The following is a 21,668-nucleotide window of genomic DNA, read 5'->3' on the forward strand; positions in this document are numbered from 1 at the left end:
TGTTAGAAAGGCGTCATGCTGCATCTGCGCCTGATCACCCCGGCCGAGAAGACCGACGACGTGGTCCGTCTGATCGAGAGGACGGTCGGCACCACCCATCTCGTCGTGCTGCCGGGCACCGCCCGCAACCCGGCGGGCGACGTCGTGATGTGCGACGCGGCCCGGGAGGCCGGGGACGAACTCATCGGCGGGCTGAGGGAGTTGGGCCTCGACACGACCGGCTCCATCGCCGTCGAGAACATCGACCTGTCGCTCTCCAAGCGCGCCGACAAGGCCGAGGAGGAGGCACCCGGCGAGGGCGCGGACGCGGTGCTGTGGGAGCACCTGGCGGAGGCGACGCACGAGGAGTCGACGCTCTCCATCACCTACCTGGCCTTCCTCACGCTGGCCACGATGATCGCGGCCTGCGGTGTGGTGCTGGACAACGCGATCCTGATCGTGGGCGCGATGGCGGTGGGCCCGGAGTTCGGCCCCCTGGCGGCCTTCAGCACGGCGATCGTCCGGCGCGACCCACGCCTGGCGCTGCGCTCGCTGATCGCCCTGCTGGTGGGCTTCGCGGTGGCGATGGCGGTGACGGTCGGCTTCACCTGGTTCATGGACGCCCTGAACCTCTTCCACCGGGCCGACCTGGAGGGCGACCGCCCCAACACCGCCTTCGTGTACGCCCCGGACGCCTTCTCCTTCGTCGTGGCGGTCCTGGCGGGCGTCGCGGGCACCCTGAGTCTGACGTCGGCGAAGTCGGGAGCCCTGGTGGGAGTGGCCATCTCGGTCACCACCGTCCCGGCGGCCGCGAACGCGGCGATCGCCCTGGCCTACGGCGACACAAGCCAGACGGTCGGCTCGACGAACCAGCTCCTGCTGAACCTGCTGGGCATCGTCCTCGCGGGCACAGCCACCCTGCTCGTCCAGAAGTGGCTGTGGCGAAAGCGCCCCTGATAGGCGTGCAGGGCTGTATCCATATACGGCTCCGCCGCATGGGCGCGCCCAACCACGACGCCGCCGCAGCCCGCAACGCCCTTAGGGGCGCGGGGCTGTATCCATATACGGCTCCGCCGCATGGGCGCGGGGCTGTATCCACATGCGGCTCCGCCGCGCGGGCGCGCCCAACCACGACACCGCCGCAGCCTGCAACCCCCTAAGGGGCGCGGGGAACTGCGCGACCAGCCACGACGCCGCCGCAGCCCGCAACGCACAGAACCCCCCACCCCGGACCCGGAAATCAGCCGAGCGCCGACTTCACCGCATCGGCGAGCCGCCCGGCAACAGCCCGAGCCTGATCGATGTCCGCGGCCTCGACCATGACCCGAACCAACGGCTCGGTCCCGGACGGCCGCAACAACACCCGCCCCGTCTCACCGAGTTCCCGCTCGGCGTCAGCCACCGCCGCCGCCAGCTCCCCGGACGTCGAGACCCGAGTCCGGTCCACGTCGGGCACGTTGATCAGCACCTGCGGCAACCGCTCCATCACGGAGGCCAGTTCCTTCAGGGACCGCCCGCTCGACGCCACCCGGGCGGCCAGCATCAGCCCGGTCAGCGTCCCGTCCCCGGTCGTCGCGTGGTCGAGGATGATCACGTGTCCGGACTGCTCACCGCCCAGCGCGTACCCGTGCTCCTTCATGGCCTCCAGCACGTACCGGTCCCCGACACCGGTCTGGACGATGTTGAGCCCCTCCCGCTCCAGCGCCAGCTTGAACCCGAGGTTGGACATGACGGTGGCCACGACGGTGTCGGCCCGCAGAGCACCGCGCTCCCGCATCGCCAGCGCGATCACGGCCATGATCTGGTCGCCGTCCACCTCCTCACCGGTGTGGTCGACGGCGAGGCACCGGTCCGCGTCCCCGTCGTGCGCGATGCCGAAGTCCGCACCGTGCTCGACGACTGCGGCCTTCAGCAGCCCGAGATGCGTGGACCCGCACCCCTCGTTGATGTTGAGCCCGTTCGGCTCGGCCCCGATCGTGACGATCTCCGCACCGGCCCGCGAGAACGCCTCCGGCGACACCCGCGCGGCTGCTCCGTGCGCCTCGTCGAGGACGATCTTCAGCCCGTCGAGCCGGTTCGGCAGTACGGCGATCAGATGCGCCACGTACTTGTCGAAGCCCTCGGTGTACTCACGGACCCGGCCGACACCGCCGCCGGTCGGCCGCTCCCAGGGCTCACCGCGCCGGTGCTCCTCGTAGACCGCCTCGATCCGCTCCTCCAGCGCGTCGTCGAGCTTGTGCCCGCCGCGCGCGAGGAACTTGACGCCGTTGTCGGGCATCGCGTTGTGGCTGGCGGAGAGCATCACGCCGAGGTCGGCACCGAGCACGCCCGTGAGGTACGCCACCGCGGGGGTCGGCAGCACACCGACGCGCAGGACGTCCACGCCGGCGCTGGCGAGGCCGGCGATCACGGCGGCCTCCAGGAACTCCCCGGACGCGCGCGGATCGCGTCCGACGACCGCCGTCGCGCGGTGGCCCTCGAACGAACCCGCCTCGGCCAGCACGTGCGCCGCCGCGACCGACAGACCGAGCGCCATCTCGGCCGTCAGATCCGCGTTGGCGACACCGCGCACGCCGTCCGTGCCGAAGAGTCGTCCCACTTGTCCTCCTGAGGAAGCGGCAGTTACGGAGATCATCCGATCACATGAGCCCTTGAGCGCCTTGTGCCGTTATACGCCCAAGGCCGTGATAAACGAACGCCCCGGCGGCACTGTGGCGTGCCGCCGGGGCGTTCGGACGTACGTCGTACGTACTGCTGACGTGCGAGTACGAGCTTGCAGGCAGCGAAGCTTAACGCTTGCTGTACTGCGGGGCCTTGCGGGCCTTCTTCAGACCGGCCTTCTTGCGCTCGACCGCACGGTCGTCGCGGCGGAGGTAACCGGCCTTCTTGAGGGCGGCGCGGTTGTTGTCCACGTCGGCCTCGTTCAGCGCGCGGGCCACGCCGAGGCGCAGGGCACCGGCCTGACCGGAGACGCCGCCACCCGAGATGCGGGCGATGACGTCGTAGCGGCCGTCGAGCTCGAGCACCTTGAAGGGCTCGTTGACTTCCTGCTGGTGGACCTTGTTCGGGAAGTAGTCCTCGAGCGTGCGCCCGTTGACCTTCCACTTGCCGGTGCCGGGCACGATGCGAACGCGCGCGATGGCGTTCTTGCGGCGGCCCAGGCCGGCGGCCGGCTGCGGGTCGCCGAAGCGGCCGGCGAGGGACTCCGAGGTGTACTCACCCTCGACGGGGACCTCGGACTCGGTGGTGTAGCTCTCGACATCGACAAGCTCGGTGTCGGTCTCGGTCTCTTCGACCGGCTGCTCAACAGTGGTCTCGGCCACGATGCTCCTCAGATTCTTTTCTGTTTAGGGGGTGGCCGGAACTACTGCGCGACCTGGGTGATCTCGAACGGCACCGGCTGCTGCGCAGCATGCGGGTGCACGTCGCCCCTGTAGACCTTCAGCTTCGAGAGCATCTGACGGCCCAGCGTGTTCTTGGGGATCATGCCCTTGATGGCCTTCTCGACGGCCTTCTCGGGGTTCTTGTCCAGCAGCTCGTCGTAGCGGACGGAGCGCAGACCACCCGGGTAGCCGGAGTGGCGGTACGCCAGCTTCTGGGTCTTCTTGTTGCCGGACAGGTGAACCTTGTCGGCGTTGATGATGATGACGAAGTCGCCCATGTCCATGTGCGGGGCATAGGTCGGCTTGTGCTTGCCACGGAGGAGGTTCGCAGCGGTGGTGGCCAGACGGCCCAGGACGATGTCCTGAGCGTCAATGACGTGCCACTGGCGAGTCACATCGCCGGGCTTGGGGCTGTACGTACGCACTTCGCAGCCTTCTTCTTCAGTGGATGGGTGCTGACACATGGCATCACTGAAGCGATCGTGCAGCTGGGGACGACAATGGCCGGGGACGATGCCCGTATGCCGCCCACTGGTAACTGCTCCAGGGAACCTACGCAAGGGTTTGTCGCGTGAGAACGACCAAGCCGATACGCATAACAAACCGCAAGGTTACCCGTGCCGCCCCGGACGGGTCAAAACGAGTCCGCCGCGGCAGGTGTCACAGCACCTCGCGGACCGAGATGTGCACCCCTGCCGGAAAGGTCCCCGGGCCGGTGTCCACAGGCCCGACAGCACCTCCCGTCCCCCGTCTAAGATGCGCCCCATGAGCTTTGGGCAGCAGGGGGGACCCCCGTCCCAGTGGGATCCCTGGAAACCGCAGTCACAGCAGCCGTGGAGCAGCGGCGGGGGCGAGCAGACCCCGGACTGGGCCGCGCTCGCCGAGGCGTCCGAGATCCGCAACAGGCGGCGCAGGGTGTTCTTCATCGCCGGCGGCGCGCTCGCCACGATCGCGATAGGCACCGCGGTGGCGATGGCCGTCGTATCGGCGAACAACGGCGACGAGGCCAACAAGCCGACCGCCTCGCTGCCGGTGACCGCCGACATCCCGAGCGCCACCGGGACCGCGCCGTCGTTCGCGCCGACCAGCGCCCCGCCGCCGCTGGACCCGAGGGACTTCATCGCCAGCAAGGCCAAGGACACGGCCCCGCTCAGCGCGCAGATCCTCTTCCCGGGCACGCAGCTGACCATGGGCTCGACCGTGTACAAGAAGGGGACGACGACCGACACGAAGAACTGTGCCGCCGCCGACGCCGTCCAGCCCAGCCTCGGAAAGCTCCTAAAGGCCAACAGCTGCACCGAGTTCATGCGCGTCAGCTACACCAAGGACGGCATCTCGGTGACCGTCGGCGTGGCCGTCTTCGACACCGAGGCCCAGGCCGCGAAGGCGAAGGGCCAGGTCGACACCAAGAAGGACATCGTCAAGTCGCTGTCCGGCGGCGCGGTCAAGGCCTTCTGCAACTCCGCGATCTGCCGCACGACGTCCAACTCCTACGGCCGTTACGCCTACTTCACCATCGCCGGCTTCGCGAGCGGCAAGAACGTGACGGAGAAGGACACCGCGGTCTTCGGCATCGGCGACAACCTGGCCGAGTTCACCTTCCGCCAGATCCACCGCCGCGGCGAGGCCCAGGCGTCGACGGCCGCGAGCGAGTGACCCGGCACGCGGCGGCGCGCCGGGACCTGCTCGGTCAGGTCTTCTCCCGGGACCCGCTCAGGGCAGGCTCGGGACGCGGCACGTCGGGTTCCGGCCGGCCGGCGGCCGTCCGCCCGCCGGATGCCGTCCTGAAGACCCAGGTGCGGTAGGACCAGAAGCGGAAGAGGGTCGCGACGCCGATGCCGAGGAACTTGCTGATGTTCGTGGCGAGCGTGCCGTCCCAGCCGAGGCCGTAGGTCGTCGCGTAGAGCACCGAGTTCTCGATGACCAGGCCGATCGCGCTGAAGAGGAGGAAGAGCGTCAGCTCCTTCCTGCGGCTGTTGCGGTCCTCCTCGTTCCGGTTGCGGTACGCGAAGTAGCGCAGCCCGAGGTAGTTGCTGATGATCGCGACGACCGTGGCCAGGACGCTCGCCCTGACGGTCTGCCAGTCCGTGGCAGTCCTGACGAGGTTGAAGACCGCGAGATTGACCACGAAGCCCGAGGCCCCCACCATGCCGAACTTCGCGATCTCGCGGTACAGCCTCCCCCACCGGGAGGGAAGCGCGTGGCGTCCGCTCACCATCCCGCTCAGTCCCGCCGGTTGCGCATTCGCAGTCGCAGCGGCACCAGAGCCGACTCGAGCTGCGTCGCGAGGTTCATCTTGGAGACGCCCTCGGTGCGCTCCTCGAAACGGATCGGGATCTCGACCGCGCTGTGTCCGGCCCGTACGGCCTTGAACTTCAGCTCGACCTGGAAGCTGTAGCCGGCGCTGTCCAGGGTCGCGAGGTCGATGTCACGCAGGGTGGCGGCCGACCACAGGTTGAAGCCGGCGGTGATGTCCCGGATCTTGGTGCCGAGCACGGTCCTGGCGTAGCGGTTGGCGAAGCGGGAGAGCAGGACGCGGTGCCTGCCCCACTCCTCGTCCAGCGAGCCGCCCTCCACGTACCGGCTGCCGACGACCAGGCCCACCCCGGACGCCATGGCCGTGCCGAGCATGCGTGGGACCGCTTCCACGGGGTGGCTGCCGTCGGCGTCCATCTGCACGACGTACTCGGCTCCCTCCTCAAGGGCGGCGCTCATACCCGCGACGTACGCCCGCCCGAGCCCGTCCTTCTCGGTCCGGTGCAGCACACTCATCCGGCGCCGCCCGGCGGGCAGGTCGGCGTTGTACTTCTCCGCGAGCTCGTCGGCGATCCGCCCGGTGCCGTCCGGACTGGAGTCGTCGACGATCTTCAGATGCAGCCCCTCGACGGGCAGCCCGAGGACCAGCTCGGCCATCCGAGGCAGGTTCGCCGCCTCGTTGTAGGTGGGCATCACCACCGTGACGCGGGTACCCCCCAGGTCATACGTCATTTCTTTCCCTCCCCAATTGATTGCTCCCCCCGCCGGACGCGGGTCGTCCCGCGTCCGGAACCCAACTCAGGCATGCACCTTGCGCTTGGCGGCGTCGTCCTCGTCCTTGGACGGGTCGTCCGTCGCCGCGCGTGTCCTCTCGAGGAGCACGAGCTGGAGGTATTGCAGCTTCTTGGTCTTCACGACCTTGAAGCTCTTCTGGATCACGGTCGCCGTCGTCTTCGGCATGCCGCTGAACGGCTGCCCGTCGAGCGTCGTCGACACGAGCCACAGTCGGTCGGCCTTGGCCAGGCACCTCGCGGAATCCGGGCATTCGAGCGCCCCGAACGACCCCAGTTCCTGCGGGGTGCGGTACATCAGCGAGTCGCGCGGGCGGCCGGCGTCGTCCCGCAGTTCGTAGTCCATGGCACGGCGTTCGGACATCACACCGCTGAAGACGATGCCGTCGCCCTTCTTCTGCCCGGCCTCGATGAGCTGGGCGGCGCCGCGGAAATCGGGCTCGCCCAGTGCGTTGTGCCGCGTCTCACGGATGCCGGGCAGCGACTGGAAGGCGATCGCGGCGACCGCTGCCGCCACGAGCACCCAGCCGAAGCCTCGCCGCGCCGCCGCTCCCGTACCGGCCTTCGCCCCGGCCACCGGTCCTGCGATCCGCACCACGGCGACGGCGGCGAGCAGTACCCAGGCGGGCGCGGTGAAGAGCAGATAGCGCGGCAGGAAGAGGTGCAGCTGTGCGGCGGTGGCGTAGGTCGCCAGGGGCGGCAGCACGATCCAGACGGCCAGCGGAAGGGCACGCCGTCCCGCGAAGAACAGCCCGAGCGCGCCGAGCGCCATGACCGGCACGGCCACCGCCCAGGCCCCGAAGAGGTTCTTGGGGAAGTCGATCAGGTCCTTCAGCACCGGATTGTTCCAGGCGATCTGTCCGCTCTGCCCCGAGCCGGAGATCGCCGTGGGAAGGACGAAACACAGGCCCAGCGTGCAGGCCGCGGCATAGGCCCAGCCCACGATCTTGTCGCCGTCCCGCCGAGCGATGAGGATCATCACCAGATGCGCGCCGAGGACAGCCATCGAGGCCAGGTGGCTCCAGCCGATCAGCGGCACCGACAGCGTGTAGGCGACCCACACCTTGAACGACGGCTTGTCCAGCGCCCTGGCGAGCAGCAGTGTCGACAGCAGTACCGCGGCCACCGCGAAGGCGTACGGGCGGATCTCCTGCCCGTACCGCGTGGTGACCGGCACGACGGCGAAGGCAAGCCCCGCGAGCAGTCCCACCTGTGTGGTGAACAGCCGCCGCCCGAGCAGGGCCAGCAGGCCCGCGGAGGCCGCCATGGCCACCGCACCGGGGATGCGCATCGCGGTCGGGGAGTCCCCGGCGAGGGCGATCCAGAGGTGCATGAGCACGTAGTACGGCGTGAACACGACGTCGATCGAGCGGATCAGCAGGCTCAGGTCGTGAAAGGACAGTGTGGCCGCCCACCAGGTGGCGTGCTCGTCGCGCCACAGCTGGCGGTCACCGATCCCGCGCAGGATCAGGGCGAGGGCGAGCGCCGTGGGCACCAGAAAGACCACCGCGGTGGCAAGCCGCCCGCCCTTCGGGCCCTCGGGCTCCTCGTCGGCCGGCTCGTCCGCGGGTGACTGCGGGTCGACCGGTTCCGGAGCGGCGGGCTCGGGAGCGTACGAGTCCTGCCTGCCCGGATACCCGCCCGGATCGGTGTACTGACCGGGAGCGCCGTACGCGCCCGGGTCGGCGTAGCCGCCCTGGCCTCCGGCGTACGTGCCCTGCCCGGCGTGGGCGCCCTGTTCCGCGTAGGGATCGTGGCCGCCCGGGGCGTCGGGGTACCCGCCACCGTACGGAGCGGGGGCATGGGGACTCATCGCTTCACCCAAATCCGGTAGGCGTGCTCTCCGCTGCTCGTGGTGTAGGGGAACACGGCCGCCAGCCGGTAGTGGGAGTTGTCCTTCAACCCCTCCTGCACCGCTTCGTACGTCACCGGGCTGACATTGCCGTGCATCACGATCGCGTCGAACTTTCCGTCACGGACGGCCTGCCGGAACGCGTCGGGGCCGGTGTACTGCTTACCGTCCTTGCCGCGGTAGTCCATGAAGTAGGAGTTCTGCCACTGCGTCCAGTTGGTCTTGTCCCGCAGGTAGTAGGCGGGGACCTCCTGCTCCTCGGCGAGGTAGGTGCCCTTCCTGTCGACAACCGTGCGCAGGTACGAGGTCATCTGCGTGGAGTCCGGGAAGCTGTACGCCTGTTGGGCCTGCACCATGCCGAACACGAGGGTGACGACGTACAGCAGGATCCCGAGCTGTGGATGCCGGAAGTGCGGGCCGACCAGGCGGGCCATACCGAGGCCGGCCAGCGGCGCGGCGAAGAACAGTCCGAAGCCGACGTGCTTGTAGAGCGAGATCTCGGTGTGGAGGTGGATCTGGTAGGCGGGAGCGAGCAGCGCGGTGCCGGTCAGCAGCAGGCCGAGCGCGGTGCGCCGCCAGCGCCCCGAGGTCTCGCCGCCGATCCACGGCATCTCACCCATCCGCGCGCGCAGCACGTAGGCGATCGTGCCGCCGAGCGCGGCCAGGAAGACCAGCCCGCCCCACTCCGCGCTGTGCTGGAGCATCGTCGCCGCCGTGTCCGTGCCCTTCGCACGGTCGGTGGTGGTGGAGCTGATGCCGCCCAGCGGTCCGGAGAAGTAGGCGCCGATCCCGAGCAGGGCCGCGATGCCCGTACCCAGCACCACACCACGGCTCAGCGCGCGAACGCCGCGGTGCCGGTGCGCGGTGATCACTGCGAGAACCACCAGGGTCGGGATGTACAGACCGGAGGCGTACTTCACGCCGAACGCCAGTGCGGCCGGCGGTGCCGCGAGCAGCACGGCCATGGCATTCATCCGGTCGGTGCGCACCACCGCCCAGGCGGACAGTCCGAGCAGGAAGATGGCAGCGGCGTCGTACGTGGCGAAGTTGCCGAGCACCATCGTCGACTGGAGCACCGAGAAGAGCGCGGCCGCGCCGAGTGCGGCACGCAGGTTGAACAGCCGCCGGGTCAGCGAATAAAGCAGCGTGGTGGCACCCAGCATGAACAGCAGGCTGACCACGCGTACGCCGGCGAGGCCGAACTGGCTGTCCACGGCGCCGGCCAGCACCGGATACAGCTTGGGGTGCCCGGAGAAGTAGGCCGCGAAGTCCACCGGCAGTTTGGTGCCGTGCAGGAGGTTGGCCAGTTCGTAGTGGCCCGACGCGATGTAGAGCGCCTCGTCCTGGAAGGCCGTCCCGGTCAGCCGCAGGGAGAGCCCCGCCTGCACGAGCAGAATGCACAGCAGCACCCCGCGCCCGAGCAGCTTGCTGCGCCGCGTGTCCACGGCCCACGACGACTCCGCGACGGGCGGCAGCGTGTAGCCGGGCTTCTTCGGCTCGGGCTCCACGGCCGCGGGGGCCGCCCGTTCGGGCTCGACGGCGGTGTAGGAGGCGTACGGGTCGAAGGGTGCGAAGGTGTCGTACGCCTGCTGGTCGGTGTACGAGGACGTCCGGCCGTGGACGTCGAAGCGCCAGCTGCCGGTCTCGGTGAAGTAGCCGGGCTGGTAGCCGCCGGCCTGTTCCTGGTCCGGCGAGTGGGCCGGCTGCGCCTGGGGGCGGGTCTGGGCCTGCTGCGCGTACTGCCTGAGGCTCTCCCGCTGCGCGTACCGCCGCCCGCTGTCCTCGGTGTGACCGTACTGCTGCTGGTCGGTCTGGCTGTACTGCTGCCCGTACGCGTATTCGTCGTGCAACTCGGACTCGTCCGCCCATGTGGGCGTGGTCGGATCGCTCATGGTTTCGTCACATCGAATCCGAAGTCCGGGTTCGCGGCCTGCTCCTTGAAGGTCTTCTCGGACAGCGGACCGCTGTTGATGCGCCAGTCCGTCTCCTTGTCGAAGTTGAACCAGACGAACCCGATGACGTCGTCGCGCTCGGCGGTCCCCTGGAAGAGGGACTTGATGTCGGCGGGCTTGCGCTCACCGGCCTGCGCGGCGGTCTCCGCGATGATGAATGGTTTCTTCGTGAAGGTACGGATCTGTGTCATCGTCGGCCCGTACAGCGTCCGGTACGTGCTCGGCCCTGTGGCCCCGTAGTAGCCGATGACGCCGACCCAGTCGACGTACTCGTCGCCCGGCCAGTACGGCTTGAGCTTCACCTTCGGCATCGGGTGGGTGACGTTCGGGCTCCACACCCAGATGACCTGGGTGGCGCCCTCGTCGTCGAAGATGTCGTGGACGTGCTTGTACGCGGCGGTGAACTCGGCCGCGGTGGTCTTCTTGGTGCCCCACGGGTACCAGAAGCCGTTCATCTCGTGCGCGAAGCTGATCGCCACGGGCAGGTTCAGTTCCTTGACGGACTGCGCGTACTCGTGGATGTACGCGTCCTGCTTGCCCGAGGCGATGTCCTTCATGCTCGTCTTGAACGGCTCCCAGGCGATGAACGCCACCGCGCCGTAGTCCCAGGAGTTCCGCACGAGCCGCTGCTCGTACTGGTCGCCCCAGGCCGAGTAGAACTCCATCAGGTTGGGCTTCTTGCCGGCCCGCCTGGCGAAGTCCTGGACGGACGTCATCTTGGCGGGGGCACCGTCGGCGGCCAGCCCCAGGTACTTCTTCTTGGGTTCCAGCAGCGGCCGTACGTCGTACGGCGGCTCGGGCTTCGCCGACCCGGTCGCCTCGGCCGTGCCGGTGGCGGCCGGTTGCTCGCCCTGGCCGCGCTCGTACTGGGCGCGACCCTCGTCGGAGAACGTGCTGCATCCGGCCGACAGCACGCCGGCAAGCAGGACGGCGGCCAGCGCCCGCACAGGACGCAGAGCTCGTACCTGGGGTACGGAGAAAGTCATGCGGTCGCTTCCTGCACTTCCTGGGCATGCGGCTGGACGAGAACACGGCCGACGACCATGGCGTAGAAGAGGCCGGCGGACAGCATCAGCGCGAAGTCCGGCGGATAGAGGGTGAGCAGGCGCCAGGCCGCGACGAGGATCCAGGCCACGGCGGTGCCGCCGGTCCAGAGGATCATGCAGTTCCAGTAGCGGCGCATGCCGTTCTTCTTGGCGCCCGCCGAACCGGTGGGCTTCCAGCCCATCGGGCGGCCCCGCAGCACGTCCCAGACGGCGAAGACGTGCGACCACCCGTACATGATGCGGACGGCCCAGGCCTCCAGCCGGTACGGCGCCCGGTGCCAGAGCGGCAGCACCAGCGTGACGTACGCGACGCTCGGCAGCACCCAGAGGGTGGCCTCGGCTCGCATCAGGTCCGGGCGAAGGATCATCAGACCGAGCGGGATGATCGGCGCGATGAACGTGGCGAGCGCGGTCTGGAGGTAGTAGAGAAACCCCGACACGTAACAGAGCCGCGTCTTGAACTTGAGGTCCATCTCCCAGAACCGCTTGCTGGTGAGCAGTTCCAGCGAGCCCATGCACCAGCGGTACTGCTGGTTGTGGAACGCACCGGCGGTGTCCGGGCACACGCCGGCGGACAGCGCTACGGGCACGTAGCGCAGCTTCCAGCCGAGGGCCCGCAGATCGAAGCCGGTGTACATGTCCTCGGAGTGCTCGATCAGCGTGATGCCGCCGGTCTGCTCCAGGGCCGCGCGCCGGTAGATGGCGCAGGAGCCCACACAGATGGACCCGTCATGGTCCTCACGGGAGGTCTGGACGGAGCGGTAGAACTGCTCCTGCACGGCGCCCGCGCCTCGCTCGATCCAGTTCTGCGCGTCGACGATGCGGAAGAACTGCGGCGACTGCACGATGGCGACCTTCTCGTCGGCGTCCATGTGCGGCAGCAGCTCGTCGAGCAGGTCGGCGCGCGGCGCGAAGTCGGCGTCCAGGATGAGGATGTGGTCGCCGTCGGTCCTCTCGAAGGCGTGGTTGAGGTTGCCGGCCTTCTTGAACCAGCCGCGGTTGGGCCGCACCACGTAGTGGAACCCGAAGTCGGCGGCCATGGCCCCGACCTCGTCCTCGGCGGCGTCGTCGAGGACGTACGTCCTCACGACGCCCTGATAGCTGCCGGCCAGCCGGTTCACATGCACCCAGGTGTTGTGCAGCACCTCCAGCGGCTCCCCGCACACCGGCAGGAAGATGTCCACGCTCGGATACCTGGCCGGCCGCCACTCGCGGACGAGACGCTTGTGCCCCTTGACGTCGAAGTCCTTGCTGAGCCCGTCGAGGTACAGCGAGATCAGGTAGTCCGCGATGATGAACGCCAGCAGTGGCAGTGTCAGCCAGAACCACGGACTCGACGCCGTGAACAGGAGCTGGCTCACCCCGAGGCACGCGAAACTGATCAGCGAGCCCACCGTCAGAACCCACAGGTGGCGGCGCGTGTAGGAGTACTTCTCGACGTCGTCCGGCGGCTGCGGCAGGAGCCCGTGATTCTCCACGACCCGCCGACGCCGACGCGAGCGCGTGGAAGCGTCAACTGCACTAGTCATCAAACCCCCCAGGGCCGCCCGGCCCTGCCTACCTCACCCGAATGTTCGGCCATCCCCATAAATCGAACTCTCGACCGGACCGCGAAAGCATAACCGGCTTTTCGCTTTACGCCTCAACTTTCTTGTTAAGCGATGGTTTCATCACGGGTCACAGGGGTAGCAGCGATGCCGCACAGCCGAGACGGATGACGATCTCGACGCGATGCGCACCCCGCAGTGCACAATCGGGCCAACTGGTGATAGGAACAACCACTTAGTCTTCACGTTTGTGCCGTACCTGTGACCGTTCCGGGCGCGGACACCAGAGGGGGGTCCCGATTTGCCCGGGTTTTCCATGCCCGCACGCGGTGGCCGTCACCGCGACCGGCGACGCAGACGTCTTTTCGCCGTCGTGGCCGTGGCCACTGCGGCGCTGATCGGCACGACGATCGGCCTGCTGACGGCCCAGGCAGACCAGACCACCCAGGGCGTCGACAACCTGCGCACCAACTGGGACCAGGACGAGTCGGCGCTCTCCCCGGCCGTCGTCCAGTCCTCCGCCTTCGGCCGGCTCTTCGCCACCAAGCTGGACGGGCAGATATACGCCCAGCCGCTGGTGCTGGGCGACCAGGTGATCGCGGTCACCGAGAGCAACACCCTGTACGGCCTCGACCGTACGACCGGTGCGATCGAGTGGAGCAAGAACTACGGACCGGCGTGGCCGGCCTCGGCGATCGGCTGCGGTGACCTGGTGCCCAACGTGGGCGCGACCGCGACCCCCGTCTACGACTCCGCCACCGGCTCCCTCTACTTCACCACCAAGGTCGACGACGGCACCTCCACGCACCGTCACCCGAAGTGGCTGATGCACGCGGTGGACCCGGCGTCCGGAGCCGAGCGCGCGGGCTGGCCGGTCACCATCGCCGGAAGCCCCGTCAACGACCCGGGCAACGATTTCGACGCCTTCTACGAGCAGCAGCGCCCCGGCCTGCTGTTGATGGACGGCGTCGTCTACGCGGGCTTCGGCGGCCACTGCGACGCGTGGCCGTACCGCGGCTACGTGGTCGGCGTGAGCACCGCCCAGCACAGCATCACCTCCATGTGGGCCACGGTGACCGGTGCCAGCACGGGCGGCGCCGGCATCTGGCAGTCCGGCGGCGGACTGGTCTCGGACGGCTCCGGCCGGATCTTCTTCAGCACCGGCAACGGCATCAGCCCGGCGCCCGGACCGGGCAAGACCGTTCAGGGCACTCTCGCCGAGTCCGTCGTACGTCTCCAGGTCGGCGCGGACAACAGCCTCAGCACCGCCGACTTCTTCAGCCCCAGCGACGCCGCGACCCTGGACCTGACCGACCAGGACATCTCCTCGGGCGCCCCGATGGCGCTGCCGGACGGCTTCGGTACCAGCGAGCACCCCCACCTGCTGATCCAGCAGGGCAAGGACGGGCGCATCTTCCTGCTCGACCGCGACAACCTCGGCGGCATGGGCCAGGGCCCCCAGGGCGGCGACGCCGCGGTGAACGTGTCCGGCCCCTACCAGGGCATGTGGGGACACCCCGCGTTCTGGGGCGGCGACGGCGGCTACGTCTACGTCGTCGGCAACCAGGGCCCGCTGCGCGCATTGAAGTACGGCGTCCGCAACGGCGGTACGCCCGCGCTCACCCTCACCGGGCAGAGCCAGGACACCTTCGGCTACACCAGCGGCTCCCCCCTGGTCACCTCCAACGGCGACGACGAGTCCAGCGCCCTGGTGTGGATGACCGCCGCGAGCAACGCCTCCGGAGCCGACGGCACCCTGCGCGCCTACAGCCCCACCCCCGACGGCAACGGTCTGCTCCAGCTGCTGTGGTCCGCGCCCATCGGCACGGCGACGAAGTTCAGCACACCGACCGCAGCCCACGGCAAGGTGTACGTCGGCACCCGCGACGGTGTCCTCTACGGCTTCGGCAGCCCCGCCAGGACCGCCCTGACCGCGGCCTCCCTCGACTTCGGCCAGGTCGCCACGGGCAGCAGCGACTCGGCCGCGATGAAGCTCACGGCCACCCAGGACGTCAGCATCACCGGGCTCAAGGCCTCCGGCGCGTTCTCGGTCGACCCGTCCACCGTGCCCACCCCCGACCAGCCCACCGCGCTCGCGCAGGACGCCACCCTGGACGTGCCGATCACCTTCGCCCCGACCACCACCGGCGGCATCAACGGCACCCTGACCGCGAACCTCTCGGACGGCCAGAAGCTGGTCTTCGCGCTCCACGGCGTCGGCACCCGACCAGGATTCGGCGCGGCACCCGGCGCCCTGAACTTCGGGGAGGTGCCCACCGGCAGCACCTCGACGCGGAACCTCCAGGTCACCAACACCGGTACCGAGCCGGAGACCATCGACTCGATCTCCGCACCCGGCGGCGCCTTCACCGCCTCGGGGCTGCCGAGCACGGGCACGGTCGTGCCCGCCGGCGGCTCGTTCGTCCTCTCGGTGGCCTACGCGCCGGAGAGCGACCAGGACGACAGCGACGCCCTCGTGCTCACCAGCAGCGGCGGCGGCGCCACGCACACACTGAGCGTGCCGATCACCGCGACCGCCATCACCGGGCAGGGGCACCTGGAGTTCTCCACCGACGCGCTGGACTTCGGACAGGTCCCGATCGGCAGTTCCAGGTCGCTGTCGTTCACGATCACCAACACCGGCAACATCCCGGTGAAGGTGACGAAGGCCAAGGCGCCCACGGGTGACTTCAACAGCCCGGTGCAGCTGTCGGAGGGCCTGGTCATCGGCCCCGAGCAGACCGCCGTGCAGACCGTGACGTTCACCCCGCGATCGGCGGCGGACCTGAACGCCTTCTACGAGGTCACCGGCACCGGCACCGACGAGAACGGCAACGCCCAGGGCGCCATGTACGTGCCGATCAAGGGCACCGGTACCGGCACCGCCACCACCACCTCGGTCGCCGACGGACAGTGGCAGACCAACGGCTCGGCGGTGCCCGCCGACGGCGGCGGCGTCCAGCTGACCCCGGCCACCGACTACCAGGCGGGCACGGCGGTGTACGGCAAGGCGCTGCGCACCGACGGTCTGCGGGCCACCTTCACCGCGAAGTTCGGTCCCGGCACCGGCGGAAAGGGCATGACGCTCTCGCTGCTCGACCCGGCCCAGAACTCCGCCTCGGCGCTCGGCGCGAACGGCGACGGCCTCGGCATCGCGGGCCGGCCGGGCACGGTGATCGCATTCGGCACCGGCTTCAACAACACGCTCCAGGCGATGAACTTCGTGGGCGTGGGCCGCAGTTCGGCCGGCTCGTCGGCGATCGACTACCAGTCGGTGGTCCCCCTCACCACTGCCCTGCGCCAGGGCACGCACCAGATCGACGTCCAGATCGACGCCGGCCATCTGTACGTCCGGATCGACGGGACACAGGTGGTGGACGCGACACCGACGCTGCCCTCCAGCGCGCTCCTCGCCTTCTCCGGCGGCACCGCCGACAGCCCCGACGTGCAGACGATCAGCGCACCGGTCGTCAGCGAGGCACCTGCGGCACCGGAACCCAGGGCGGCGACCTCGCTCCAGCTCACCGCACCGGCGACGGCGGTCCCGGGCCGGTCCCTGACCGTCACCGGCACCCTGACCTCGGCCGCGGCGCTCGCCCCGGGCCAGGTCGTCAAGGTGACGCGCAACGGCACCGCGCTGCCCGACGTGACGACGAGGGCAGACGGCTCCTTCACGTTCACCGACACCCCGTCGGCGGAGAGCACGTACACGTACGGCGCGAGCTACGCGGGCGACGACACCCACGAGGCGGCGAGCGCCACCGGACTCGTCCAGGTGGCCAAGCTCCCCGTCACGCTCACCCTGACGGCACCGGGCACAGCCCCGCGCGCCGGTGCGCTGACCGTGTCCGGCCAGATCTCGGGGAGGCCCTTCACCACCGGTCAGGTCGTCAAGGTGACGAAGGCCGACCTCGGGCACACCTCCGGTGTCGCGCTCGCCGACGCGAAGCTCGCCACGGACGGTTCGTTCAGTTTCAAGGACACCCCGCAGATCGGCGGCGCCAACACCTACAAGGTGTCCTACGGCGGTGACGCCTCGCACAAGTCCAGCAGCAGCACCGCCACCGTCCAGGTGTCCCGGGCTTCGACGTCCCTGACCGTCACCACGGACCACTCGACCTACAACTACGGTCAGTCCGCGAAGATCACCGCACACCTCGGTACGACCTACAACAGCCGTACGGTGTCGATCTACGCTCAGCCGTACAGCGGCACGAAGGTCCTGGTGAAGTCCGGGGCGGTGGACTCCCACGGCGATCTGACGGCGTCGTACAAGCTCACCCGCAACACCACCTTCAGCGCGGTGTTCACGGGTGACTACCGGTACGCCCCGAAGACCGCCGCCCGTGCGGTGCACACCTACGCGGGGGTCACCCAGAAGCTGTCCGGCTACTACACGAGCACGACCACCGGAAGCACCCTCTACCGGGTGTACCACCGCACCGCCACAGAGCAGCTCGACGTCACCGTCTCGCCCAACAAGGCCGGGCAGTGCGTCAAGTTCCGGGTGCAGCGGTACTACAGCGGTGCCTGGCACACGCAGAGCACCTCGGCCTGCGCGGCCCTCAGCTCCAGCAGCACCGGCCGCCAGAAAATGTCCCTCACCAACGGGCTGAACAACAGGTACCGGGTGGCCGCGCAGTACGTGCACAGCAGCCGGGACAACACCAACCTCGACACCTGGGGCGCCTGGCAGTACTTCACCGTCAGGCAGTGACCCCGACTGCGGTCCTACGTCGGCGGCCGGTCAGCGACCGGCCGCCGGCAACGACCGCCGGTTCCGCGCTTCCTTGCTCCGCGCCGCCAGCAACTCGTCGGCGGGGTAACCGACTTCCTCCAGCGTCAGCCCGTGCGGCCGTACGACATGGACGGCACTGTCCCGGACACCCGCGTCCAGCACCTTCCGCGGCCACTCCGCACCCCGGTGCCCGTCCCCCACGAACAGCAGCGCGCCGACCATGGACCGCACCTGGTTGTGGCAGAAGGCGTCGGCCCGGACCTCGATCTCCACGACTCCGTCCGAGCGCCGCCGCACCCCGAAGTCGAGGATCTCGCGGATCGTCGTCGCCCCTTCACGCTTCTTCGCGTACGCCGCGAAGTCGTGCTCCCCGACGAGGGACTTGGCGGCGGCGTCCATGACCGCGATGTCCAACTCCCAGTCGTGCCACAGCACATGGTTGCGCAGCAACGGGTCCACACCACCGGACTGGTCCCCCACCCGGTAGACGTACCGCCGCCACAGAGCCGCGAACCGGGCGTTGAACCCGGCGGGAGCCTCCCGCAGCGACCACACCCGCACATCCTTCGCCAACCGCCCGGCAAGCCGCTTCAGCAGCTTCTCCCGGTGCTCCTCCCACAGCTCCTCGGGCAGATCCACATGCGCCACCTGCCCCCGCGCATGCACCCCGGCGTCGGTGCGCCCCGCCACGGTGAGCTCGTACGTCACGTCCCCGGACCGCGTCACGGTCCGCAGCGCGTCCTCGATCTCCCCCTGCACGGTCCGCCGTCCCCCGGCCTGCTTGGCCCAGCCGGAGAACTCGGTCCCGTCATACGACAGATCGAGGCGGACGCGGACATACCCGGCAGCTACTTCGTCACTCACCCAGAGATCCTCTCAGCAACACGAAAGCGGGCCCGCCCCCGAAAGGAACGGACCCGCCGACGCCCTGAAGGGGCGCGGGGAACTGCGCGAGCAACCACGACGAAGCCGCGGCCGCAGGCGGACAGAACCCGGGCAGACGCTTACGCGTCCTTGGACTCCTCGTCGGCCTCAGCCGGCTTGGCGTCCTCGACGACCTCGGTCTCCTCGACCTTGGTCTCCTCGGCGGCCGGAGCAGCCTCGGCGTCCTTGGCGGAACGCTTGGTGGCGGCCTCGGCCTCACCCGTCGCCTGCTGCGCGACCGTCAGCGCCTCGACCAGCTCGATGACAGCCATGGGCGCGTTGTCGCCACGACGGTTACCGATCTTGGTGATACGGGTGTAGCCACCGGGACGGTTCTCGTAACGCGGGCCGATCTCGGTGAAGAGCGTGTGCACGACGCTCTTGTCCGTGATCACCTGGAGCACCTGACGGCGGTTGTGAAGGTCACCCTTCTTGCCCTTGGTGATCAGACGCTCGGCGTACGGACGCAGCTTGCGCGCCTTCGCCTCGGTCGTGGTGATACGGCCGTGCTCGAACAGCGACTTCGCGAGGTTCGCGAGGAGCAGCTTCTCGTGCGCGGCACTGCCGCCCAGACGGGCACCCTTGGTGGGCTTCGGCATCTTCTTCTCCTGTGTGTCTGCCCCGGCCGTATCAGGTACCGGGGTCAGGAACCCGGCGAGCGGCTGCTCACCGGCATCAACCGATCAGTACTGCTCGGTCTCCACGAAACCCGCGTCCGCGTCGTCGTCGGCGCCGAAGGCGTCGGCGGCGGCCGTGGGGTCGAATCCGGGCGGGCTGTCCTTCAGGGCCAGGCCCATGCCGGCCAGCTTCGCCTTGACCTCGTCGATGGACTTCGCACCGAAGTTGCGAATGTCGAGGAGGTCGGCCTCGGAGCGTGCCACGAGCTCACCCACGGAGTGGATGCCCTCACGCTTGAGGCAGTTGTAGGACCGAACGGTGAGCTCCAGCTCCTCGATCGGCAGCGCGAGATCGGCGGCAAGGGCGGCGTCCGTGGGAGACGGGCCCATGTCGATGCCCTCGGCGTCGATGTTCAGCTCACGGGCGAGACCGAACAGCTCGACCAGCGTCTTACCGGCGGAGGCCATGGCGTCACGCGGACGCATCGCCTGCTTGGTCTCGACATCGACGATCAGCTTGTCGAAGTCGGTGCGCTGCTCGACACGCGTGGCCTCGACCTTGTACGTGACCTTGAGCACCGGGCTGTAGATGGAGTCGACCGGAATACGGCCGATCTCCTGGCCCACCTGCTTGTTCTGCACGGCGGAGACGTAACCGCGGCCACGCTCGACCGTCAGTTCCATCTCCAGCTTGCCCTTGCCGTTGAGCGTGGCAAGGACCAGGTCGGGGTTGTGGACCTCGACACCGGCCGGAGGCGCGATGTCGGCGGCGGTGACCAGACCCGGACCCTGCTTGCGCAGGTACATCACGACAGGCTCGTCGTGCTCCGAGGAGACGACCAGCTGCTTGATGTTGAGGATCAGGTCGGTGACGTCCTCCTTGACGCCCGGCACGGTGGTGAACTCGTGCAGGACACCGTCGATCCGGATGCTCGTGACAGCAGCACCGGGAATCGACGACAGGAGGGTACGGCGGAGGGAGTTGCCGAGGGTGTAACCGAAGCCCGGCTCCAGCGGCTCGATCACGAACCGGGAACGGAACTCGTCGACGACCTCTTCGGTCAACGAGGGACGCTGAGCGATCAGCATGTGTGGATCCTTCTCTCGTGGACGCCCGCTATTTGACGCCCGACGGAACCGTCCCCGGCAAAAGGGACGAGCACTGCAAGAGTACGGGCGGCACCGCCCCGAAGAGCCGTACCGCCCACACCCTCAAGACAACCTGGCCTCAGACGCGGCAGCGCCTGCGGACGGCAGCCGAGCCGCCCGGAGCCAGTGCGTCAGACGCGACGACGCTTGGGCGGACGGCACCCGTGCTGCACCGTGTGGGGGGCGACCCCCACACCCCCAGCCGACAGCCGCGCCGACCTGAACCAGCGCGTCAGACGCGACGACGCTTGGGCGGACGGCACCCGTTGTGCGGGGTGGGCGTGACGTCCTGGATCGAACCGACCTCGAGGCCGGTGGCCTGGAGGGAGCGGATCGCGGTCTCACGGCCGGAGCCGGGACCCTTGACGAAGACGTCGACCTTGCGCATGCCGTGCTCCTGCGCGCGGCGGGCGGCCGACTCGGCGGCCATCTGCGCGGCGAAGGGGGTGGACTTGCGCGAGCCCTTGAAGCCGACGTGGCCGGCAGAGGCCCAGGAGATCACGTTGCCCGAGGGGTCCGTGATCGAGACGATCGTGTTGTTGAACGTGCTCTTGATGTGGGCGTGCCCATGAGCGACGTTCTTCTTTTCCTTGCGGCGCACCTTCTTGGCAGCGCCCTGACGACCCTTGGGGGGCATCTATTAACTCCTACGGGGAGGTGGTCGGTCCTACAGCGAAGACCGCTGATGAAGCGTTGTCCGCTGAGGACTACTTCTTGCCCGGCTTCTTCTTGCCGGCGATGGCGCGACGCGGGCCCTTGCGGGTACGAGCGTTCGTGCTGGTGCGCTGACCACGGACGGGCAGACCACGACGGTGACGGAGACCCTGGTAACAACCGATCTCGACCTTGCGGCGGATGTCGGCCTGGACCTCACGGCGGAGGTCACCCTCGGTCTTGATGTTGCTGTCGACGTACTCACGAATCGCGACGAGCTGCTCCTCGGAGAGGTCGCGAACGCGGGTGTTCGGGTCGATGCCGGTCTCGGCCAGCGTCAGCTGGGACAGAGTCCGACCGATACCGAACACGTAGGTCAGGGCGACCTCCACACGCTTTTCGCGCGGGATGTCAACACCGGAAACGCGTGCCATTCAATGGCTCCAGTTGATCTTCGGAGGTCTGACGCAGAACCAGCTCCCAGCCGCCGTCCTCTCCCCTGGGGAAGATTTGGTACGGACCGGGTCCTCGGCCTCCGAACCGAGGGTGTCGGACACCAGGTGTCCGGGCTCCACGTATTTACAATTCAGCTCGCGTCGCGCGAAGTCTCTGCGAAGGCAGAGGGTGTGGCCTGTGTGCGATCAGCCCTGGCGCTGCTTGTGGCGCGGGTTCTCGCAGATGACCATGACCCGACCATGACGGCGGATCACCCTGCACTTGTCGCAGATCTTCTTGACGCTCGGCTTGACCTTCATTAGTGAGGTTCTCCGGGTCAGTGCC

18 protein-coding genes are annotated in these 21,668 nt (G+C 68.7%); 3 read left to right on the forward strand and 15 right to left on the reverse strand.

Features of this window, described 5'->3' with window-relative positions:
- Positions 1-15: 15 nt before the first annotated feature.
- On the forward strand, positions 16-936 hold the full coding sequence (locus ACZ48Z_RS04025; protein ID WP_468734210.1) for a DUF389 domain-containing protein: 921 nt from the start codon (positions 16-18) through the stop codon (positions 934-936).
- A 283-nt stretch (positions 937-1,219) separates the two neighbouring features.
- Here ACZ48Z_RS04025 and glmM read toward each other — a convergent pair whose 3' ends face one another.
- From glmM to rplM, 3 genes are all read right to left on the reverse strand, one after another.
- The gene (gene glmM, locus ACZ48Z_RS04030) at positions 1,220-2,578 is read right to left on the reverse strand and encodes a phosphoglucosamine mutase (RefSeq protein ID WP_468734211.1); all 1,359 of its coding nucleotides are present in this window, start codon (positions 2,576-2,578) and stop codon (positions 1,220-1,222) included.
- Between the two features lie 190 nt (positions 2,579-2,768).
- The gene (gene rpsI, locus ACZ48Z_RS04035; RefSeq protein ID WP_468734212.1) at positions 2,769-3,302 is read right to left on the reverse strand and encodes a 30S ribosomal protein S9; all 534 of its coding nucleotides are present in this window, start codon (positions 3,300-3,302) and stop codon (positions 2,769-2,771) included.
- A 41-nt stretch (positions 3,303-3,343) separates the two neighbouring features.
- Positions 3,344-3,787 carry a 50S ribosomal protein L13 gene (rplM, locus tag ACZ48Z_RS04040; RefSeq protein WP_468734213.1) on the reverse strand — a complete coding sequence of 148 codons (444 nt, stop codon included), beginning with the start codon at positions 3,785-3,787 and terminating at the stop codon, positions 3,344-3,346.
- 340 nt (positions 3,788-4,127) lie between these two features.
- Between rplM and ACZ48Z_RS04045 the strand changes: the two genes are divergently transcribed.
- Positions 4,128-5,018 carry a hypothetical protein gene (locus ACZ48Z_RS04045; RefSeq protein ID WP_468734214.1) on the forward strand — a complete coding sequence of 297 codons (891 nt, stop codon included), beginning with the start codon at positions 4,128-4,130 and terminating at the stop codon, positions 5,016-5,018.
- A gap of 34 nt (positions 5,019-5,052) precedes the next feature.
- Here ACZ48Z_RS04045 and ACZ48Z_RS04050 read toward each other — a convergent pair whose 3' ends face one another.
- The 6 genes from ACZ48Z_RS04050 to ACZ48Z_RS04075 form a co-directional block, all read right to left on the reverse strand.
- Complete coding sequence (locus ACZ48Z_RS04050) at positions 5,053-5,580, reverse strand: GtrA family protein (protein ID WP_468734215.1); 528 nt, start codon at positions 5,578-5,580, stop codon at positions 5,053-5,055.
- A gap of 5 nt (positions 5,581-5,585) precedes the next feature.
- The gene (locus ACZ48Z_RS04055) at positions 5,586-6,350 is read right to left on the reverse strand and encodes a polyprenol monophosphomannose synthase (RefSeq protein WP_468734216.1); all 765 of its coding nucleotides are present in this window, start codon (positions 6,348-6,350) and stop codon (positions 5,586-5,588) included.
- A 66-nt stretch (positions 6,351-6,416) separates the two neighbouring features.
- Positions 6,417-8,222 (reverse strand): glycosyltransferase family 39 protein, encoded by a 1,806-nt coding sequence (locus tag ACZ48Z_RS04060; protein ID WP_468734217.1) that lies wholly within the window; start codon positions 8,220-8,222, stop codon positions 6,417-6,419.
- On the reverse strand, positions 8,219-10,153 hold the full coding sequence (locus ACZ48Z_RS04065; protein WP_468734218.1) for an ArnT family glycosyltransferase: 1,935 nt from the start codon (positions 10,151-10,153) through the stop codon (positions 8,219-8,221). Before ACZ48Z_RS04065 ends, ACZ48Z_RS04060 begins: the two co-directional genes overlap by 4 nt.
- Positions 10,150-11,199: a glycoside hydrolase family 26 protein gene (locus ACZ48Z_RS04070; RefSeq protein WP_468734219.1), complete on the reverse strand. Its 1,050-nt coding sequence runs from the start codon at positions 11,197-11,199 to the stop codon at positions 10,150-10,152. Before ACZ48Z_RS04070 ends, ACZ48Z_RS04065 begins: the two co-directional genes overlap by 4 nt.
- Positions 11,196-12,788, reverse strand: a complete 1,593-nt coding sequence (locus tag ACZ48Z_RS04075) for a glycosyltransferase family 2 protein (RefSeq protein WP_468734220.1) — start codon at positions 12,786-12,788, stop codon at positions 11,196-11,198. The genes ACZ48Z_RS04070 and ACZ48Z_RS04075 overlap by 4 nt, the downstream gene beginning before the upstream one ends.
- Before the next feature lie 391 nt (positions 12,789-13,179).
- On the opposite strand from ACZ48Z_RS04075, the gene ACZ48Z_RS04080 reads away from it, so the two are divergent.
- The gene (locus tag ACZ48Z_RS04080; RefSeq protein ID WP_468734221.1) at positions 13,180-17,523 is read left to right on the forward strand and encodes an Ig-like domain-containing protein; all 4,344 of its coding nucleotides are present in this window, start codon (positions 13,180-13,182) and stop codon (positions 17,521-17,523) included.
- A gap of 30 nt (positions 17,524-17,553) precedes the next feature.
- On the opposite strand, the gene truA is transcribed toward ACZ48Z_RS04080, so the two are convergent.
- The 6 genes from truA to rpmJ all read right to left on the reverse strand — a co-directional run bounded on the left by truA (position 17,554) and on the right by rpmJ (position 21,643).
- Positions 17,554-18,408 carry a tRNA pseudouridine(38-40) synthase TruA gene (truA, locus tag ACZ48Z_RS04085; RefSeq protein WP_468734222.1) on the reverse strand — a complete coding sequence of 285 codons (855 nt, stop codon included), beginning with the start codon at positions 18,406-18,408 and terminating at the stop codon, positions 17,554-17,556.
- Positions 18,409-18,548: 140 nt separating this feature from the next.
- A complete protein-coding gene (gene rplQ, locus ACZ48Z_RS04090; protein ID WP_468734223.1) occupies positions 18,549-19,067 on the reverse strand; it encodes a 50S ribosomal protein L17 in 519 nt (172 codons plus the stop codon).
- 84 nt (positions 19,068-19,151) lie between these two features.
- Positions 19,152-20,174 carry a DNA-directed RNA polymerase subunit alpha gene (locus ACZ48Z_RS04095; protein WP_003966937.1) on the reverse strand — a complete coding sequence of 341 codons (1,023 nt, stop codon included), beginning with the start codon at positions 20,172-20,174 and terminating at the stop codon, positions 19,152-19,154.
- Positions 20,175-20,466: 292 nt separating this feature from the next.
- Positions 20,467-20,871 carry a 30S ribosomal protein S11 gene (rpsK, locus tag ACZ48Z_RS04100; protein WP_003956432.1) on the reverse strand — a complete coding sequence of 135 codons (405 nt, stop codon included), beginning with the start codon at positions 20,869-20,871 and terminating at the stop codon, positions 20,467-20,469.
- Positions 20,872-20,941: 70 nt separating this feature from the next.
- Positions 20,942-21,322, reverse strand: a complete 381-nt coding sequence (gene rpsM, locus ACZ48Z_RS04105) for a 30S ribosomal protein S13 (RefSeq protein ID WP_328749708.1) — start codon at positions 21,320-21,322, stop codon at positions 20,942-20,944.
- A gap of 207 nt (positions 21,323-21,529) precedes the next feature.
- The gene (gene rpmJ / locus ACZ48Z_RS04110) at positions 21,530-21,643 is read right to left on the reverse strand and encodes a 50S ribosomal protein L36 (RefSeq protein ID WP_003998809.1); all 114 of its coding nucleotides are present in this window, start codon (positions 21,641-21,643) and stop codon (positions 21,530-21,532) included.
- Positions 21,644-21,668 lie beyond the last annotated feature (25 nt).

Source organism: Streptomyces sp. NPDC031225, assembly GCF_055570355.1.

Coding starts and splice junctions, on each gene's coding strand:
- ACZ48Z_RS04025 (WP_468734210.1), top strand. CDS start 16: ATGCTGCATCTGCGCCTGATCACCCCGGCCGAGAAGACCGACGACGTG.
- ACZ48Z_RS04045 (WP_468734214.1), top strand. CDS start 4,128: ATGAGCTTTGGGCAGCAGGGGGGACCCCCGTCCCAGTGGGATCCCTGG.
- ACZ48Z_RS04050 (WP_468734215.1), bottom strand. CDS start 5,580: ATGGTGAGCGGACGCCACGCGCTTCCCTCCCGGTGGGGGAGGCTGTAC.
- ACZ48Z_RS04055 (WP_468734216.1), bottom strand. CDS start 6,350: ATGACGTATGACCTGGGGGGTACCCGCGTCACGGTGGTGATGCCCACC.
- ACZ48Z_RS04060 (WP_468734217.1), bottom strand. CDS start 8,222: ATGAGTCCCCATGCCCCCGCTCCGTACGGTGGCGGGTACCCCGACGCC.
- ACZ48Z_RS04065 (WP_468734218.1), bottom strand. CDS start 10,153: ATGAGCGATCCGACCACGCCCACATGGGCGGACGAGTCCGAGTTGCAC.
- ACZ48Z_RS04070 (WP_468734219.1), bottom strand. CDS start 11,199: ATGACTTTCTCCGTACCCCAGGTACGAGCTCTGCGTCCTGTGCGGGCG.
- ACZ48Z_RS04075 (WP_468734220.1), bottom strand. CDS start 12,788: ATGACTAGTGCAGTTGACGCTTCCACGCGCTCGCGTCGGCGTCGGCGG.
- rplQ (WP_468734223.1), bottom strand. CDS start 19,067: ATGCCGAAGCCCACCAAGGGTGCCCGTCTGGGCGGCAGTGCCGCGCAC.
- ACZ48Z_RS04095 (WP_003966937.1), bottom strand. CDS start 20,174: ATGCTGATCGCTCAGCGTCCCTCGTTGACCGAAGAGGTCGTCGACGAG.
- rpsK (WP_003956432.1), bottom strand. CDS start 20,871: ATGCCCCCCAAGGGTCGTCAGGGCGCTGCCAAGAAGGTGCGCCGCAAG.
- rpsM (WP_328749708.1), bottom strand. CDS start 21,322: ATGGCACGCGTTTCCGGTGTTGACATCCCGCGCGAAAAGCGTGTGGAG.
- rpmJ (WP_003998809.1), bottom strand. CDS start 21,643: ATGAAGGTCAAGCCGAGCGTCAAGAAGATCTGCGACAAGTGCAGGGTG.